The sequence below is a fragment of the Kitasatospora sp. NPDC022856 genome, from assembly GCF_055561235.1.
In genome coordinates this window covers 229,638-247,301 of the sequence record NZ_JBVHHE010000014.1, presented here as the reverse complement: position 1 = coordinate 247,301, position 17,664 = coordinate 229,638, and the positions used below count along the sequence as shown (strand labels likewise).

The following is a 17,664-nucleotide window of genomic DNA, read 5'->3' as shown; positions in this document are numbered from 1 at the left end:
CTCCGAGCCGGCCGGTCGCTGTCGGCTGCCCGCCGCCCGCCGGACTCCCGAACACCCGGACAAGGAACCGCACCATGCCGACCACGATGACGCCCCCGGACACCGACGATGTCACCCGCCTCCTCGCGGCGGCCACTTTCGTCCGGGAACACGACAGCACCACGCTGCTGCGCCTCCTGCTGCCCGGCCTCCCCGACTCGCGGCTGCGGGCACTGGCGGACCACTGCCGCTTCGCCCACGCCGCGGTCCTGGTCTTCCCGTCCGACCGGGACGCCCTGCACGATCAACTGGCCGCCTGCGACCTGACCGTGGACGTGCCGTCGACGCCCAGCACCGTGGTCCGCGAGCGGCTGGCACTGCGGCACGGCCACGACCCGGCGGGCCTGGACGTCGCGATCCTGCGGCCACCGCTGCGCGGCCCGCTCGGTGAGCGCCGGGTGGTCGAGGTGTTCGCGCTGACCGTCCCGCCGGGCTCCGGCCTGGCCGCGCTCGCCGCGCACGAGCGGGTCGCCCAGCACGAGGCGCACCTCGCCTTCGAGGTCGAGTCCACGGACCCGCTGGTGCTGGACGGCCTGTGCGCGCTGCTCGCCCGGCACGGCGCGAGCCCCGACGGCGGCGGCTACAACCCGCACGAGGACGGCACCGTCCTGTACTTCACCGCCCCGGCCGGGTCGCGGACCGGGTACCGGCGGCTGGAACTCCACGTGGCGGGCGCCCACCCGGACACCCTGGCCGCGCACCTGGGCCGGTACCCCGCCGGGCCGGACGAGGACCGGGGGCAGGACCGCCCGGACGGGCCCGCCGATCCGCACCGGGAAGCGGAAGCGCTGCTGCACCTGCTCACCGGGGCCTGGACGACCCAGGCCCTCGCGGTGTTCGCCCGGCTGGGGCTGCCCGACGCCCTGGACACCCGCACGGGAGCCGGCGCCGAGGCACTGGCGGACCGGATCGGCGCTCACCCGCAGAGCCTCGCGACCCTCCTGCGCTACCTGGTGATGCTGGACGTGGTCGCGCAGCACCCGGACGGCTTCCGGCTCACCGGTACCGGGGCGCTCCTGAGGGCGGACGCCCCGGGGTCGATGCGGCCGCTGGCACTGATGTACGGCGGCCCGTTCTACCACTCCTTCGCGGAACTGGAGCACACCGTGCGGACCGGGGAGGCCGCCTTCGACCACCTCTTCGGCGAGAACCACTTCGACCACTTCGCCCGGGACCCCGAACTCGCCGAGCAGTTCGACCGGTCGATGGTCGCGAGCACCCGGATGTTCGAGCCGGTCCCCGCACATCCGGCGATCCTGGCCGCAGGCCGGGCCTCCGTTCCCGGCACCGTCGTCGACATCGCCGGCGGGACGGGCGAGCTGCTCGGACGCGTCCTGGCCGCCAACCCCCGCCTGCGCGGCGTCCTGCTGGAACGCCCGCACGTCGTCGCCGCCGCCCGCGGGCAGCTGGACGCGGCGGGCTGCGGCGAGCGGTGCACGTACGTCACGGGCGACTTCGCGGACGTACCGCCGGGCGCGGACGTGTACCTGCTCTCCCGGGTCCTGCACGACTGGGACGACGAGCGCTGCCGGGACATCCTGCGCCACGTGTCCCGGGCCATGCCCGCCCACGCCGACCTGCTCATCGTCGAGCGGGTCCTGCCGGCCGACGGTTCGACCTCGTTGGCCACCGCGTGGGACCTCCACATGATGTGCAACACGGGCGGCCGCGAACGCCGGGCCGACCACTTCGCCCGGCTGCTGGCCGACGCGGGCCTCGAACCCGTCGACGACTCGCCGCTGCCGCTCGGCGGCACCCTGCTGCACGCGCGCAAGGCCGGGGTGCCGGCCCCGCGCGGTCTGACCGCCGGGTAGCCGAAAGCCCCTGGTGCACGGCCCACGGCGCGCGTGCCGCCCCCCGGGCCGCTCGGCGACGCGGTGCCCGGCGGCCCCGGGGGCACGCGCGCGTGGCGCGGAGAGGTCGTGGTCCCCGCTGTCGGTGCCGAGAGAGGGAGGCGGTCTCGCGTTCACGAAGGACGGTTCGGTGCCGTAGGGGCGTCGTCCGTGAGGTGTCGGACGTTCCGGCCCGCTGTCGCGCAGGACCTGGCGACAGCGGGCCGCGTCGTCGGGTGGCATGGAGGCCGGTGAGGACGCCCGGGGTCGGCCGCCGCGTGATCGAACGGCCGCGCGGGGCCGATGTTCATGGGGGAGGTCGTCGGCGCCGCTCCGACCGGTCTCCCGAACGGCCGGTGCCCCGGTGAGTGGCGGTGACGGCGCGACACCGGGCCGTGGCAGTACAGGTGCTGCCCGTCCGGTCCGATAACGATTCGGCAACGCCGCGGGCGCCGACGCGGACTTACCGCTCTTTCTTGTCAGAGCGGCCGACGGGGATCCTCGCACTCAAGGAGAACGTCCCGCTCTTCCGTAAGCGGGTGTGGCATCTGGATTCTGGCGCGGCCGGAAGGGGCGGGCGGCGGCTCGGCCGTGTTCTTTCTGGAGCGTGGCCGAGCCGAATTCCACAATGCCCTTCTTCGTGCCGCCGTTCCGGTGCGCGCGAATTCAGGAGAATCCCCGGGGGCTGCTACGGCGGAGTTGTTGAACGGTGATTCGTTTCCGGGGTCGATGTGCCCCGAGGAAAAGGCGGCAGATTCCCGAATGGCGTGCCCCGGTGCTCGCCTTGCCCGCGCGGTGTGCCGCTTGTGCGGGCGGCTCCGGTGGGGCGGGGCTCCGCCCCACCGGCCGGGTGTGGACTAGACGTCGAGGTTGGCCTCGATGCGCTTGAGGCCGTGCCGGGCCAGGGCAAGATTGGCATGCGAACGGTCCAGTGCCAGATAGAGGAAGAGCGACCCGCGGCTACGGGCCAGCGGGCGGATCAGGTGGTACTGGGTGCCGAGGGTTATCAGGATGTCCTCGATGGCGTCGTCGATCGACAGCGCGGCCAGGGCCTTGACCTTGGAGCGGACGACCTCGGTGTTGGCGGCGGCCGCGACCTCCAGGTCGAGTTGCCGGTTGCCGCCGAGAAACCCGAGCGACATACCGCTGTCGAAGTCGGCCAGAGCCACGCCGATGGCGCCTTCGAGCTTCATCGCGTCCCTGAGTGCGTCGTCAATGTTCATGCGCTGATCGTCCCTTGGTCGGCGTCCGGGCGGAACTCCCCTGTGGGGCAACAAAATAGCAAGGAATCACCCGTCGGTGTCACCCTGCTAATAGTGGTCGGAGTAATGTACGCTGCCTGGAGTTCAGAACGCGAAGGGGTCCAAGTGCGCGCGCTCGAAGCTTCCCTCTCCGATGTGCTCGGCGTTCCCGGGGTGGTCGGTGCCGTTCTCGTCGACGCCGTCACCGGCCTCGGCTACGGCTCCGCCGGAGACCACCGACTGCTCGGGTCCGGCGTCGAACTCGCCGAGCTGGCCCAGCTGATCGGCGACCGGCTGTTCGCCGCCGGGGCGACGGGCGAGTTGGAGAGCGTGGTGGTCACCAGCACTCGCCACCACGAGGTCGTCCAGGTGGTGCCCCGGCACGGCGACCCCCTGCTGCTGGCGACCGTGCTCGACCGGGGACGGACCAACCTGGCGCTGGCGGTCCACCAGACCGCGCACAGAGCAGCGGACTTGCTGACGTGACCGGCCTGCCCGGCCCTTCCGAGCGGCCCGGCGTCCGTGGCGTCCCCGCGCACCTGCTCGCCCTGCACAGCGAGGGCTTCACCGGCTCGGTCGTGCTCTCCGGAGCACCGGGCGGCACGATCCACCTGGAACAGGGGCTCGTCACGGCCGTCGAGACCCCCGGAGCCCCGTCCGTCGAATCGCTGCTACTGAGATCGGGCCGCGTCCACGAGTCCGCCTGGGTGGCGGCCGAGACAGCCGTCTCCGGCGTCGACGCGAACGCCGCCGCCGCGGCCCGGGACCGCGACCTCGGTGCCGTCCTGATCGCCCGGGGGGTGATCGGCACGGCCGAACTCGACGTCGTCTGCGCCGCCGCCGTCGTCGACGGCGCCTTCGCCCTGGCGCTCGCCGGGCCCGGCGTCCGGGAGACCGTCGAAGCGTCCCCGCCCGCCAGGATCGCGCTGCGTCCGGGAATCACGCCGCAGCGGCTCTTCGAGGAGACCACACGTCGGACGGCGCTGCTCGACCGTCTCACGGGACGCCCGCCCGGTGAGCTGGCCCGCACCCGGATCCGGCCCGCGGCCCTGCTCGGCGCCGAGGGTCCGCGGATCCCCGTCCGCTACCGGGACGTCCTCGACGCGGCCACCGGCCGGCGCACCGCGCGCGACATCGGATTCGCCCTGGGGCGCGGGGTGTTCGCGGTGCTGCTCGACGTCGCCCGGATGGACGCCCTGCACCTGCTCCACCGGGAGCCGGTGTCCGGCGTTCCCATGGCCCCGAGCGTTGCCCCACGGACGGCCCGGAGCGGGCCGTCCACGGCCCCGGTCGGACCGCTGCCGCGCCGCCTGCCGGGTGAGGGGAGCCGGAGCAGCACCCTCCGGAGGCCGACCCGGTCCGAGGGAGCGCCGCTCGCTTCCGACAGCCCATCGAACGAGCACCCTGCCGAGCGAACCGAGACGACAGAGAAGAGCGCGCCATGAGCAGCCAGATACCGACCGCCGTGCTGGTCGCCGAATTGCAGGCCCTCCGCGACGCGGTCACAGGCGTCTCGGAGAGCCTCATCTCCACCGTGGACGGCCTCCTGGTGGCCGCCGACACGGCCACCGTCCACCCCGAGTCGGCCGCGGCGCTGTCGGCCGCCATGCTCGGCCTCGGCAGGCGCACCGCGTTCGAGGTGGGCGTGGGCGGGCTGCGCGAGGTGGTCAGCCGTTGCCACGGTGGCTACGTGGTGGTGATGGCGATCGGTGATCAGGCCCTGCTGACGGTCCTGGGTGACGAGGGCCTCGACCTCGCCACCCTGCACGTGACGTCGCCCGCTACGCTCCGCCGGCTGGGCGAGTTGCTCGGGCTGGTGCCCGCGGTCTGAAGCGGGCCCGGGGTGCCGGAACACGGCCGTTCCCGCAGGCGCCGGTGTTCCGGCACCCCGGAGGGGACCTCCCGCACCGACCGCCGGCCCGGTCGGCGTGGACGCTGCGCCCGGTCCGCCCGGGACGGCGAGCGGTGGGGGAGCCGCGGCGGCTCCCCAGATCGGGTGCGACCCGCGGGCGGTGCGTCGTGCGGGGGTTCAGTGCGCTTCGCGGGGGTGCCCGGCGACGCGGCGGGCACCGGCGGTGATCCTCTTGAGGAGCAGACTCGGGATGGGCGTACTCAGGGGCCGGTGCGCGGCCGGTGAACCGGTGACGCCGGGGCGAAGCGTCGAGGGGATGGCGGGGACGGACCGCGTGGCGGCGGGGCCGCCGCCGGTGAGTGTCTGCCGGTTGCGCACGTGCTGCTCCAGGTGGCATTGAGGCGATGGTGATGTCGGCGGCCGCGGGCGTCGAAGTTGAGGGGTCGGCGTCGAGCCGTACGGCCTGCGGATGCTCGGTACCGCGCTGTGGGAAGCAGGTAGGTGAGCGTCGCCTCGACGCGGTCTGCGCTGCCTCCGCGGACGGCGGCGAAATGCTCCCTGCGCGTTTTCTACCCGCTCCGCAGGCGCGGAGTCCAGGGGGTGCCGAGAGTTCCGTGTGTTCGTCCGAACCCTGGTACCGGCTCCTTGGCGGGTCTCCACGGAGGGCCGTCCCGGGGACCCCGCCGGACCGTGTGTGCCCCGTGGCCTCCGCCGACCGGGCCGAGGGAGGACGCCCGGCCGCCGGTCGGGGCCTGGCCGACATCGAGCGTGCGGAGCTTGCGCAGGGTGGAGTGGTCCAGGCACGACCACACCGGGCGAGGAGCGTCGGGATCCGGCCGATGACGGCTGATCGCCGTGGCGGGGTCCGTCGCAGGTCGAACGCCCGGGCCGGACGGGGGCGGCCCGGGCGCCGTGGAACACCTGCCGGTGTTCCACGGCCCGGGGGACCACCCGGCGGCCGGAAAGCATCGGCCGTGGCACCATAATGGCGCAGATTCAAACAGTCATTCCAACTTGATGGCTATGATTCCAACATCTCCTCCCTCGGGGCCTCTCTCGGGGGGTTGATGCTGCGCGCAGGTTGACGCCGTTGTCGCGAAGTCGACGTGTCGCGGCATTCATGTCATGTGCATGGCAGTCACTCGATGTGCCGCACCCGCACCGTCCAGAGCCGCAGCGGCTCGCCCGGCGTCCCACCCGACGATCACCGGCCGGCCGCACCCCGCGCCGCACCCTGCGGCGCGGACCCGTGCCCGGCCGCACCCGCGGTCGGCAGGCAAAGGAGTGCTCGTGTCCCGCAAAGCTCCCGCGTACAGTCTCGCCGCACTCGCCATCACCACCGCCCTGCTGGCGACCGGCGCCCCGGCCGTCACCGCGCAGCCGGTGCCAGCCGTCCCGGTGTCGGCGCCCGATCACGGCCGGAGCGCTGCCCTGGCGGCGGCCGACGGCCAGAGCGGTGCCGTCGCCCAGCGCCTCGGCCTGGCTCCCCAGGAGCGGCTCGTCGCCAAGGACGTCGTCCTCGACCCGGACGGTGCCCGGCACCTGCGCTTCGAGCGGACCTATGCCGGACTCCCCGTCCTGGGCGGTGACCTGGTGGTGCATCAGGCCGCGGACGGATCCCTCCACGGCGTCGATCGTGCCTCCGCCGCCCCCCTCGCCGGCCTCGTGACCAAGCCCGCGCTGGACGCCGAACGGGCGCAGGCCGCCGCCCTCCACGCCCGACCCGGTGCCGCGGTCGGCCAACCGCCCCGGCTCGTGGTCTGGGCCGCCGACGGCACCCCGCGCGTCGCGTGGGAGACCGTGACCGAGGGCGTGGAGGCCGACGGCACCCCGAGCCGGCTCCACGTGATCACCGACGCGGCGGACGGCGAGGTGATCCGGACCTTCGAGGGCGTGCAGACCGGCACTGGCCACGGCGTCCACGTCGGCGAGGTCCCGATCGCCACCACCCCGACGGACTCCGGGTACCAGCTCAAGGACGGCACCCGCGGCGGCACGTACACCACCGACCTGGGCAACGGTGGCGGTGGCGGGTCGATCTTCACCCGGGCCACCGACACCTGGGGTGACGGCCTGCCGGCCAACCGCGAGTCGGCGGCGGTCGACGCGCACTACGGCGTCGCGGCGACCTGGGACTACTACAAGAACGCCTTCGGCCGGGAGGGCATCCGGGGCGACGGCGTCGGGGCGTCCAGCCGGGTGCACTACGGCAACGGGTACGTCAACGCGTTCTGGGACGACGGCTGCTTCTGCATGACCTTCGGCGACGGCGAGGGCAACGTCCACCCGCTGACCGCGATCGACGTCGCGGGTCACGAGATGACCCACGGCGTCACCGCGGCCACGGCCGGCCTCGTCTACTCCGGCGAGTCCGGCGGCCTGAACGAGGCCACCAGCGACATCCTCGGGACCATGGTGGAGTTCTCCGCCGACCTGCCCGCCGACACCCCCGACTACCTGATCGGCGAGAAGATCGACATCAACGGGGACGGCACACCCCTGCGCTTCATGGACAAGCCGTCCAAGGACGGCGTCTCGGCCGACTACTGGTACCGAGGCATCGGGAGCCGCAACGTCCACTACTCCTCCGGGGTCGCCAACCACTTCTTCTACCTGCTCTCCGAGGGCAGCGGCGCGAAGACCGTGAACGGCGTCGCCTACGACAGCCCGACCTTCGACCACTCCACGCTCACCGGGATCGGCCGCGACAAGGCCGCCGCCGTCTGGTACCGGGCGCTGACCGTCTACATGACCTCCACCACCGACTACGCCGCTGCCCGCACCGCGACCCTGCGGGCGGCCGAGGACCTGTACGGCGCCGGCAGCGGCGAGTACGCCGCCGTCGGCGCCGCCTGGAGCGCCGTCAACGTCGGAACGGCCCTGTCCGTCGCGCCCGCGATCACGCATCCGGGGGACCAGGTCACCGCGGTCGGGACGGGGGTCGACCTGCTGCTCCCGACCGTGGGGGGCTCCGGCGCGCCGACCTACTCGGCAGCCGGTCTGCCGGACGGCCTGTCCATCGACGCCGGCACCGGAAGGATCACCGGTGTGCCCGGTACCGCCGGTTCGGCGGCCGTGACGGTGACCGCCGTGTTCGCCTCCGGCGCCACCGCGAGCACCGGGTTCACCTGGGCCGTCACCGACGGCACCGGACCCTGCCCCTCGGCGCAGCTGGTCGGCAACGCCGGCTTCGAGAGCGGCGCCGCGGCGCCCTGGACGACGTCCGGCAGCGTCGTCGACGCCGACCTCGCCCAGCCGGCCCACGGCGGCACCTGGAAGGCCTGGCTGGACGGCTACGGGTCCTCCCACACCGACACCCTGACGCAGACGGTCGTCGTCCCCGCGGGCTGCACCACGATGCTGGGGTACTGGCTGCACGTCGGCTCGGACGAGACCACCTCGACCACCCAGTACGACCGGCTCAGCGTCACGGTGAACGGCGCCGAGGTGGCGACCCACTCGAACCTCGACCGGGCCGACGGCTACACGCGGCACACCGTCGACCTCTCGTCCTACGCCGGGCGGACCGTCACGCTCGGCTTCAAGGGCAGGGAGGACACCTCCCTGCAGACCAGCTTCGTGCTCGACGACGTCACCGTCGAGATCCGCGGCTGACCGCAACGGGCCCGTGAGCGAACGGACTTCCGGCCGCGCCGGGAGTTGACGCGCATGGGTGGCGGTCCGGCGGGCGGGGCCCGGAGGCCTCGCCCGCCGGTGCCGTGCCCGGGAGCGCCCCGGCGTCGGCTCCACCCACCCGGGCGGGGCCGGCGTCCCCGTCGCGCCCGCTCGCTGACGCCAAGTCAGGTCCTCTCGGTCCCAGGAGTACGGTCCTGGCCGGGACCGCTCGCCCGGAGCCTGCTCCCACCTGGGGTTCGTCCTGGCTGCGGACGAACTCCGTTGTCCCCGAATGGTCTTCTTGAGCAAGCCGGGAACCACCGGTGCCATCGATCAAGAGAGGTCCTTCCATGAACGAGTACGTCCCGCAGAGCCGGAGCCGCCACGGTCGGCGCTGGGTGGCGACCACGGTGGCCGCGGGTGTGGTGGCGGCCGGGGTGCTGGCGCCGACCGTGGCGTTCGCGGGCGGCCGGCCCGACAGCGTCCAGTCGAGCCTGAACGCCCTGGTGAAGGAGGACGGGCTGCCGGCCGCGCTGGCCGCCGTGAAGGGCCGCGACGGCCGTACCCGCACCTACACGGCCGGCGTCGGCGACCTCGCCACCGGGGCCAGGGTCCCGATGGACGGCCAGATACGGATCGGCAGCAACACCAAGACCTTCACCGCCGTCGTCGTCCTCCAGCTCGTCGCGGAGGGGAAGGTCGGCCTGGACTCCCCGGTGGAGAGCTACCTGCCGGGCCTGGTGCGCGGTGACGGCATCGACGGGCGTCACATCACCGTCCGTCAGCTGCTCCAGCACACCAGCGGCCTGCCCGAGTACGTGGACAAGGACGCCATCCTCACCGACCCGACGCGGTACTACGAGCCGCGCGAACTCCTCGACGCGGCGCTGGGCCAGAAGGCCCACTTCGCCCCGGGGACGAGCTGGGAGTACAACAACACCAACTACCTGCTGGCCGGCCTGATCATCCAGAAGGTCACCGGGCGGCCGCTCGGCGAGGAGATCGGGCGGCGCATCGTCGACCGGATCGGCCTGCGGCACACCTACGTCCCCGTTCCGGGGGACATGGGCATCCGCGAGGCCCACCCCAAGGGCTACAACCGGGCGGCGGACGGCTCGCTCCGCGACTACACCGAACTGGACCCGTCCTGGGGCTGGGCGGCGGGCGCGGCCGTCTCCACCCCGAGCGACGTCACCCGCTTCTTCACCGCGCTCCTCGGCGGCCGCCTGCTGCCCGCGGCGCAGCTCGCCCAGATGCGGACCACGGTGGCCGCCGACGTGATCGCTCCGGGCGCCCGCTACGGACTGGGCCTGGTGAGCCGGCCGCTGTCGTGCGGCGGCGTGGCCTGGGGCCACGGCGGGACCATCCCGGGCTACGACACCGCCGGAGGAGCCACCGACGACGGCCGGGCCGTCAGCCTCGCGGTGACCATGATCCCGGGCGGCGAGACCGGGCAGCACGTGGAGGCCGCGGTGGACGCGGCGCTGTGCCGCTGACCCTCCCCGGCCGGACCGGAGCGTCCGTACCGGCATGACCGGCATGACCGGCGGGTGCCGCGCGCCACGGTGCGCGGCACCCGCGCCCCGTCGGGCCCCCATCAGTCTCCCCATTTGCCCCCCATCAGTTCCCCCAGCATTCCCAGCAGAGGAGTTCCATCGTGAGCGAGTACGTCCCGCAGAGCCGGACCCGCCGCGGCCGGCACCGGGCGGTGGCGGTCGTGACCGCCCTGGCCGCGGGTGCCGTGGTGGCCGGAGCGCTGGCGCCGACGACGGCGTTCGCGGGCGGCCGGCCCGACAGTGTCCAGTCGAGTCTGACCGCCCTGGTGAAGGAGGACGGGCTGCCGGCCGCGCTGGCCGCCGTGAAGGGGCGCGACGGCCGTACCCGCGACTACACCGCGGGGGTCGGCGACCTCGCCACCGGGGCCAAGGTCCCCGTGGACGGCCAGATACGGGCCGGCAGCAACACCAAGACCTTCACCGCCGTGGTCGTCCTCCAGCTCGTCGCGGAGGGGAAGGTGGGCCTCGACGCGTCCGTCGACACCTACCTGCCGGGCCTGCTGCGCGGCGACGGCATCGACGGGCGCGCCATCACCGTCCGCCAGCTGCTCCAGCACACCAGCGGCCTGCCCGACTACATGGACGCGCCCGCCCTCGCGGACTTCACCACCGTGCAGTACCGCTACTTCGAGCCCCGCGAGCTGCTCGACGGCGCCCTCGTCCAGAAGGCCCGCTTCCCCGCCGGCAGCAGCTGGGAGTACAGCAACACCAACTACCTGGTCGCCGGGCTCCTCGTCCAGAAGGTCACCGGACGGCCCGTCGGCGAGGTGATCACCAAGCGCGTCATCGACCGCGTCGGCCTGCGGCACACCTACTTCCCCGCCCCGGGCGACACCGCCGTCCACGAGGCCCACCCGCACGGCTACTTCCGCGGCTCGCCGGACGCGCCGCTGGTCGACTACACCGAGATGGACGCCTCGATGGCCTGGGCGGCCGGGGGGATCGTCTCCACCAACACCGACCTCAACGCGTTCTTCGCCGCGCTGCTCGGCGGCCGTCTCCTGCCGCCGGCCCAGCTCGCCGAGATGCGGACCACCGTGCCCGCCGAACTGCTGGGCCCGGGGGTCCGTTACGGGCTGGGGCTGCAGAGCAAGCCGCTCTCCTGCGGCGGCCTCGCCTGGGGCCACGGCGGCACCTCTCCCGGCTACCGGACCAGGGGCGGGGTGACCGACGACGGGCGGGCCGCCACCATCACGGTCACCGCCGTCCCGGGCGCGACCGGCGCGCAGCACATGGCGGACGCCCTGGACGCGGCCCTCTGCCGCTGACCCGCCCCGCTGACGGCCCCGCGGCCCCTGGCTCAGGGGCCGCGGGGCCGTCAGCGGAGCCGTCAGTCGAGCTCCTCCGCTCCGCCGCCGACCGCCGCGACCGGCAGGGTGGCCAGCACCCGGAAGCCACCCCCGTCGACGCTGCCCGCCACCATGCTGCCGCCCTGCAGCGCGACGCGTTCGCGCATGCCGATCAGTCCGTACCCGGGGCGGCCCGCGGTCGGCCCCGGCCCGTCGGCCCCCGTTCCTGCCCCCGCTCCGGCACCCTCCAGGGCGTCCGCCGGTGCGGCGGCGCCGTCGTCGGTCACCTCGATGGTGATCCGGTCCGGGTGGTACGTCAGTTCCACGCTCGCCCGGGCCCGGCCGGCGTGCTTGCGGGTGTTGGTGAGGGCCTCCTGGACGATCCGGAACACCGCCAGGCCGGTGCTCGGCGGCAGCGGGCGCTCCTCGCCCCGGACGGTGAACCCGGTGGGCAGACCCGCCCTGCGGGACTCCTCGACGAGCCCGCCGAGGTGCCCGATCCCGGGCTGCGGCGCGGTCGGGGCCCCGTCGTCCGGCTCGTCGCCGGCCCGGAGCACGTCGAGCAGGTGGCGCATCTCGCGCAGCGCCATCCGGCCGGAGCCCTCCAGGGTGACCAGGGCGTCGCGCACCACCTCGGTGTCGCGGTCGAGGTGGGCGCGGGCACCGCCGGCCATCAACTGCATGGTGGTGATGTGGTGCGCGACGATGTCGTGCAGCTCCCGGGCGATTCGGCGCCGCTCCTGCGCCACCGCGCGGTCGGCCAGCAGCCGGCGCCTGACCTCCACCTCGTGCTGCCAGCGCTTCAGCACCTCGGCCGCGGCGACGACCAGGGCCGCGGCGAGCAGGTTGACCGCCACTCCGGAGACCGGCGGGGGCCACGGGTACCCCCGCCCGAGGAGCGGCACTGCGGCCGCGACGAGGCCGGCCGGCGCCGCCACCGCGATGCCCCGGGACCGGGCCACGGCGAACAGCGCGACGCAGAGCGCGCAGTTGAAGTGCTGCGGCACCGCGACGCTCAGGTTCAGCGCCAGACCGAGGACCAGCACGCCGGACAGCGACGCCAGCGGGTAGCGGCGCCTGGTGAGCAGCGGTACCGCTCCCAGGACGAGCAGGACCACGGCGGTCAGGCCGATCGGCGGGCTTCCGTCCGGCCCGCCCATCGAGTAACCGAGGAGGTCCAGGGCCGCCGCCGCGACGGCCACCAGCGCGTCACTGGCCGTCCAGGGCAGGCCGTCGGTTCCCGGTGAGGGCGGCGGGGGCCGGTGGTGCGTCGACATGCTGGTGGCGGTCCTTTCCGTGGCCGGGCGGACCGGCCCTCGCGGGTCCGCCGCAGCCGTCGTCCGTGCGCCGTCCCCTGCGGTGACCTGTGGTGACCTGCGGTTCCGGGGGCGTCGGTGGTCCCATTGTCGCAGCGGCTCCCGGCCCCGAACCGGTACCGGGGGCCGATCCCCGACCGGGCCCCTGGTCCTGGTCGGGGCCGTGCGGCGGCCCCCGGGCCCCCGCGCGACCCCGCCGCCAGGGGGTGAGGGTCGGGGGTGTGCCGACCGCGCCGCGTCGAGCAGAACGCACGCGTCGACATCGGGGCGGGGATGCACGGCCGGAGAACGGGATGTCCGAGTACGTCATGGTGTCGGCGGCGATGACCATCGCGAGGCCACGCCAGCCGGCCTCCCTGCGGGCACCGGTCGCCCCCGCGTCCTCCTGGACGGAGGACGGCCGTCCACGCTGCCCGGTGGGGGCCGGGCAGCGGGAACGGCCGTCGGTGGACTACGGGGTGGGCGTCCAGCGCTGGGCGCCGGTGCCGTTGCAGGTGGCGAGTTCGAGCTTGGTGCCCGAGGCGGTGGCCGCGCCGACGGGGGCGAGGCAGCGGCCGCCGTTGGTCACGGTGCCGGCGCCGCCGAGCTGCCACTGCTGGCCGCTCGACCCGTTGCAGGTCTGGACGGCGGCGACGGCCGCGCCACCGTCGAGGCAGCTGCCACCGAGGCCGGTGAGGGTGCCGTTCGGCTGGAAGGTCCACCGCTGGTTGGGTCCGCCGTGGCAGCCGTAGAGGGCGGGCTGGGTGCCCGGGGTGCTCGCACTGCCCGGTAGGTCGACGCAACTGGAGGAGGCGGCGTTGACCAGCTCCGCGTTGCTCGGCAGCGGGGTGGGCCGGCCGGTGGCGGTGATCTCCGCCGCACTGGTCCAGGGGCCGCGGCCGCCCGCCTCGGTGAGGGCCCGCAGCCGCAGGTAGCGGCCGGTCGTCGGGCTGAAGGTGACGGTCTTCGCCCCGGCGGAGTCGGCGAAGGTCCCGGTGGCGACGGGCGTCCCCCAGGTGTCGGCACTGTCGGAGACGTACACCTCGTACGACCCGATCCGGCCGTTGCTGCCGCCGTCCTGGCGCGGCAGGTAGGTCATGCCGTCGACGTTGTAGCGGGCGCCGAGGTCGATCCGGACCTCGTGCGGCAGCGGGGCGTTCCCGGCGGACCAGGCGGTGTGCCAGAGGGTCGCGGGGTCGCCGTCGAAGGCGTTGGCGGCCGCGCCGTTCTCGGCCGCGGTCTCCTGGCTGTCGGCGGAGACGAGCTTCCAGCCGGCCTGCGGGATCGGCGTGGCGGAGGTCGGGATCGCGCTCCCGGCCGCGACCGTCACACCGGACGCGGTCACGGTGAACGCGCCGGACCTGTCGCCGGCCTTGATCCACAGCACGCCCGAGCGGTCGGCCGCGTCGAAGTACCAGCCGGTGGCGGCGCTGTCGTAGGCGCTCTTCGAGCCGTACGCGGCCAGCCGGGTGCCGCCGACCGAGACCGCGCTGGGGGCCGAGGCCGCGTGCACGCTGAACTCGTAGCCCCGGGAGGCCGGCTTGCCGGTGTAGGACCCGGTGCTGGCGCCGACGTCGATGGTGACGGTGCCGGTGCCGGCTGTCGGCGCGGTGACGTTCACCGGCTGGGTGGCGGAGGCGCCGCCCTGGTAGGCGCGGGTGATCCCGTCGTCCTCGTAGAGGCTGAAGGAGGAGTTGCCGCGCGGGTAGACGTCGTACGTCAGGGTGGAGACCGGCTTCTCCCCGGTGTAGTTCATCTGGGGCCACATCGGGACGATGCCGCCGCCCTTGACGAACAGCGGCAGGGTGTCCAGCGGCGCCGCGTAGCCGTTGAGCCAGCCCGGACCGTTGTAGGCCTTGCCGGTCCAGTAGTCGGTCCAGGTGCCGGCCGGCAGGTAGATGCCGTCGCGGGTGGTGGTGTCGGTGACCACCGGCGCCACCAGCAGGGAGTCACCGGCCATGAACTGACCGCTGGTCAGATTGCCCCGGGCGACCGGATCGTCGGGGTACTCCAGCACCATCGCCCGGGTGGAGGGCACACCGGTCTGCGCGGCGGTGTGGCTCATCGTGTACAGGTACGGCATCATGCGCATCTTGAGCTGGAGGTACTTGCGGTTGATGGACAGGTACGGCTCCGAGAAGCGCCAGGGCTCCTTGTCGTTGTACCCGGCCGAGGGAGCGGTCGGGCCCCAGCCGGACATGGTCATGAACGCCGGGGTGAACGCCTTCCACTGGAGGTCCCGGACGTAGGTCTGCGGGCTGCCGCCGAAGATGCCGTCGACGTCGCCGGACGCGTAGTTGAGGCCCGAGAGCCCGGCTCCGGTGATGGCCGGCACGTGCCAGCGCATCGCGTCCCAGGTGCCGGAGGTGTCGCCGGTCCAGACGACCGCGTTGCGCTGGGTCCCGGCCCAGCCGTCCACCGTCCACACGTAGCGCCGGGCGTCGGAGTTGTCCTCGATGCCCTTGACGGCCTGCTGGACGCCGTCGAACGCGTACTTGTAGCCGCCGCCGATCCACGCGACGTCGGTCTTGACGCCCCGGCTGCCGGCGGTCCTGACCTCGTCACCGATGTTGGACAGACCGGTCGACGTCCACAGGCCGGTCTGGAACCCCTTGGCCTTCAACCCGCTGACGGCGCCGGGCAGATCGGTGTAGCCGCAGCCGTAGCCGTCGTTGGGCAGGAACCAGCCCGACGGCATGTCGGCGTTGCGGGCGTCCGTCGCGTAGCCGACCACGTCGGGCGTCGTCTGGTGCCGGACGCGGTCGTGGTCGCCCTGGTAGGTGGGGTTCGAGGCGTTGAAGCAGTCGGCGTTGCCCAGTTCGAAGCCCCACATCGGGGCCAGGAAGGGCTTCCCGGAGACGTCGGTGTAGGAGTTCAGCACGCCCTTGAGCGAGTCCCCGACGACGTACCAGGCGTCGAACCGCTTCTCGTCGTGCGTGAACGAGCCCGGTGCGCCGAAGCTGTAGCTGCCGGGGGCCCAGGTGTTGCGCATGACGCCGTAGCCGTTGGTCGACATGTAGAACGGCGCCGGGCTGGCGTTGTCGTTCTCCCGCCAGGTGTTGCTCACCGAGATCGGCACCGTCTTGCCGCGCAGCGCCCACTCACCCAGCCGCAGGCCGGTCCCGTAGAACTGCTCGTCGGCGCCCTGGGTGAGGTACTGGGTGGTCTGGGAGGCCGTCCAGCTGGTGGGCTGGGCCTCCTGCCAGATCGGCGTGGTGTTGTCCGCCCGGTAGAGGGCGAACCGCAGCGGCGACTTGTAGACCCTGATGGTCATCGCGTCGGTGTTGATCCGGTAGTAGGCGCCGGCGTCGGAGTGACTCGTCACCACCGGGCCGAAGTCGGTCTTCACGGCCAGCGCGGAGCCGGCCGGGTCGTCGGTGAAGGCGCCGGTGGGGGAGAGCCAGATCCGGAAGATGTCCGCCCGGGCGATCGCCACCCGGGCCTTCGCCCCGCTGGACGTGCTCACCGTGTAGGTGCTCCCGGACTGCGTGAGCCCGGTGGCGTTCCCGGCGGTCGAGGCCGCGGCGGCCGAGGCCGGACCGGTGACGGAGAGCACCGCCCCGACCAGTACGGCGACGAGCCCGGCCGCTAACGGCCGCCCCCCACCCCATCGTTGCCACCAGCGGGTTGTGTTGCGAGGCATGCGACGTCCTTCACGGGAGAAGGTCCGAACCCGCCGGCGAACGCGACGGGCGACTGGCCGAGTGGGCAGCGTAGGCATGACACCACTCACCAAAAGTGCAGTCAAGAGAACGAACATGAGCGCAACTGCTTCTTTTGACTCAGATAACTGCAACTAGGCCCTGGTCGGGACCGCTCATGCGGGGGTCGCTCCGGCCGCTAAGCCGCTGTCATGGCCGAGTTGATGCAGGTGCGGGAGTTCGATGGGCGATTTATCCAGAAATGGCGGCGCGATAGTGCAGAAATCTGAAGGGAGATGCGGGGAAAACCGCACCTGTGATCAGACGTTGGAGGAATCGGACTCCGAGGCGCCGGTTCGGGCGAGGGCGTCCCGGAGGGCGGCCCAACCCCGAGGTGCTGGCGGTCGTGGGCCCCGCCGATCGCACCCGGCGCCGCGACCTGGTCCGCCGGGTGGCCGCCGCCCTGGTGGAGCGACCCGCGCTGTGCGGGGGCGGCTGTCCGGCGGGGCCCCCGTCGCTGTGAGGCGCGTCACTGACCGGGCGCGCCGGGTCCGCCCTGCGTGATCATGACCGGATGGACACTCGTTTCCTCGGCATCGCCGAGTTGGCCGAAGCCCCGTCCGTGGCCGTCGTGGTCGACGTCATGCGCGCCTTCACCGTGGCACCCTGGGCCTTCGCCCGGGGGGCGGAGAAGATCGTTCTCGCCGAGTCGCTGGACGATGCCCTGGCACTCAAGGCCCACCACCCGGAGTGGCTGGCGCTCAAGGACGGTCCGCCCGCGCCCGGTTTCGACCTCGTCAACTCGCCCGGCCTGCTGCGCTCCGCCGACCTCGGCGGGCGGACCGTGGTGCAGAAGACCACCGCGGGGACGGTCGGCGCACTCGCCGTCAGGGACGCGGCACTGGTGCTGTGCGCGGGCTTCGTGGTGGCGGAGGCGACGGCCCGGCTGCTGCGGGCGCGAGCGTGCGACAGCGTGACCTTCGTGGTCACCGGCGAGGACGGGCACGCGGAGGAGGACCAGGCCTGCGCCCGGTACATCGCCGGGCGGGCCACCGGTGCCGGGACGGACGCCGCCGAGTACCTGCGCCGCGCCGGCGGGTCACGCGCCGCCGCCGAACTCGCCGAGGGGGTGCGGCAGGGAGCCCACCCCGACGACGTCGCGCTCTGCCTCGAACTCGACCGGTTCCCGTTCGCCGTGGTGGCGACCTGGGAGGACTCGCTGATGGTCCTGCGCCCCCACCCGGCGCCCCCGGTGGCCGACGGGGCTTCGGCCCGGGCGCTCCCGGGCGGGTAGCGGGGCACCG

The 17,664-nt window shown here is 73.6% G+C and carries 11 protein-coding genes; 8 read left to right on the top strand and 3 right to left on the bottom strand.

Annotated features, from left to right (window positions below):
• The first annotated feature begins 74 nt into the window (after window positions 1-74).
• Window positions 75-1,853 carry a methyltransferase gene (locus ACZ34W_RS19965; RefSeq protein ID WP_465605823.1) on the top strand — a complete coding sequence of 593 codons (1,779 nt, stop codon included), beginning with the start codon at window positions 75-77 and terminating at the stop codon, window positions 1,851-1,853.
• Window positions 1,854-2,728: 875 nt separating this feature from the next.
• On the opposite strand, the gene ACZ34W_RS19960 is transcribed toward ACZ34W_RS19965, so the two are convergent.
• Window positions 2,729-3,094: a hypothetical protein gene (locus ACZ34W_RS19960; protein ID WP_465605821.1), complete on the bottom strand. Its 366-nt coding sequence runs from the start codon at window positions 3,092-3,094 to the stop codon at window positions 2,729-2,731.
• Between the two features lie 144 nt (window positions 3,095-3,238).
• Between ACZ34W_RS19960 and ACZ34W_RS19955 the strand changes: the two genes are divergently transcribed.
• The 6 genes from ACZ34W_RS19955 (at window position 3,239) to ACZ34W_RS19930 (ending at window position 11,403) form a co-directional block, all read left to right on the top strand.
• Window positions 3,239-3,598 carry a hypothetical protein gene (locus tag ACZ34W_RS19955; protein WP_329485341.1) on the top strand — a complete coding sequence of 120 codons (360 nt, stop codon included), beginning with the start codon at window positions 3,239-3,241 and terminating at the stop codon, window positions 3,596-3,598.
• Complete coding sequence (locus ACZ34W_RS19950; protein WP_465605818.1) at window positions 3,595-4,557, top strand: hypothetical protein; 963 nt, start codon at window positions 3,595-3,597, stop codon at window positions 4,555-4,557. The genes ACZ34W_RS19955 and ACZ34W_RS19950 overlap by 4 nt, the downstream gene beginning before the upstream one ends.
• A complete protein-coding gene (locus ACZ34W_RS19945) occupies window positions 4,554-4,943 on the top strand; it encodes a roadblock/LC7 domain-containing protein (protein ID WP_329485338.1) in 390 nt (129 codons plus the stop codon). The genes ACZ34W_RS19950 and ACZ34W_RS19945 overlap by 4 nt, the downstream gene beginning before the upstream one ends.
• Before the next feature lie 1,311 nt (window positions 4,944-6,254).
• Window positions 6,255-8,579 (top strand): M4 family metallopeptidase, encoded by a 2,325-nt coding sequence (locus ACZ34W_RS19940; RefSeq protein ID WP_465605816.1) that lies wholly within the window; start codon window positions 6,255-6,257, stop codon window positions 8,577-8,579.
• A 350-nt stretch (window positions 8,580-8,929) separates the two neighbouring features.
• Window positions 8,930-10,075 carry a serine hydrolase domain-containing protein gene (locus tag ACZ34W_RS19935; RefSeq protein WP_465605814.1) on the top strand — a complete coding sequence of 382 codons (1,146 nt, stop codon included), beginning with the start codon at window positions 8,930-8,932 and terminating at the stop codon, window positions 10,073-10,075.
• 161 nt (window positions 10,076-10,236) lie between these two features.
• Complete coding sequence (locus ACZ34W_RS19930) at window positions 10,237-11,403, top strand: serine hydrolase domain-containing protein (RefSeq protein WP_442906728.1); 1,167 nt, start codon at window positions 10,237-10,239, stop codon at window positions 11,401-11,403.
• A 62-nt stretch (window positions 11,404-11,465) separates the two neighbouring features.
• Here the strand turns inward: ACZ34W_RS19930 and ACZ34W_RS19925 are convergent, their stop codons facing one another.
• A complete protein-coding gene (locus ACZ34W_RS19925) occupies window positions 11,466-12,701 on the bottom strand; it encodes a sensor histidine kinase (protein WP_465605811.1) in 1,236 nt (411 codons plus the stop codon).
• A 490-nt stretch (window positions 12,702-13,191) separates the two neighbouring features.
• Entirely contained in the window at window positions 13,192-16,362 is a 3,171-nt protein-coding gene (locus ACZ34W_RS19920) for a TIM-barrel domain-containing protein (protein ID WP_465605809.1), read from the bottom strand.
• Window positions 16,363-16,934: 572 nt separating this feature from the next.
• Here ACZ34W_RS19920 and ACZ34W_RS19915 point away from each other — a divergent pair.
• Window positions 16,935-17,654, top strand: coding sequence for a 2-phosphosulfolactate phosphatase (locus tag ACZ34W_RS19915; protein ID WP_465605807.1), 720 nt, complete (start codon window positions 16,935-16,937; stop codon window positions 17,652-17,654).
• The last annotated feature ends 10 nt before the right edge of the window (window positions 17,655-17,664 follow it).

Coding starts and splice junctions, on each gene's coding strand:
- ACZ34W_RS19965 (WP_465605823.1), top strand. CDS start 75: ATGCCGACCACGATGACGCCCCCGGACACCGACGATGTCACCCGCCTC.
- ACZ34W_RS19960 (WP_465605821.1), bottom strand. CDS start 3,094: ATGAACATTGACGACGCACTCAGGGACGCGATGAAGCTCGAAGGCGCC.
- ACZ34W_RS19945 (WP_329485338.1), top strand. CDS start 4,554: ATGAGCAGCCAGATACCGACCGCCGTGCTGGTCGCCGAATTGCAGGCC.
- ACZ34W_RS19935 (WP_465605814.1), top strand. CDS start 8,930: ATGAACGAGTACGTCCCGCAGAGCCGGAGCCGCCACGGTCGGCGCTGG.
- ACZ34W_RS19925 (WP_465605811.1), bottom strand. CDS start 12,701: ATGTCGACGCACCACCGGCCCCCGCCGCCCTCACCGGGAACCGACGGC.
- ACZ34W_RS19920 (WP_465605809.1), bottom strand. CDS start 16,362: ATGCCTCGCAACACAACCCGCTGGTGGCAACGATGGGGTGGGGGGCGG.
- ACZ34W_RS19915 (WP_465605807.1), top strand. CDS start 16,935: ATGGACACTCGTTTCCTCGGCATCGCCGAGTTGGCCGAAGCCCCGTCC.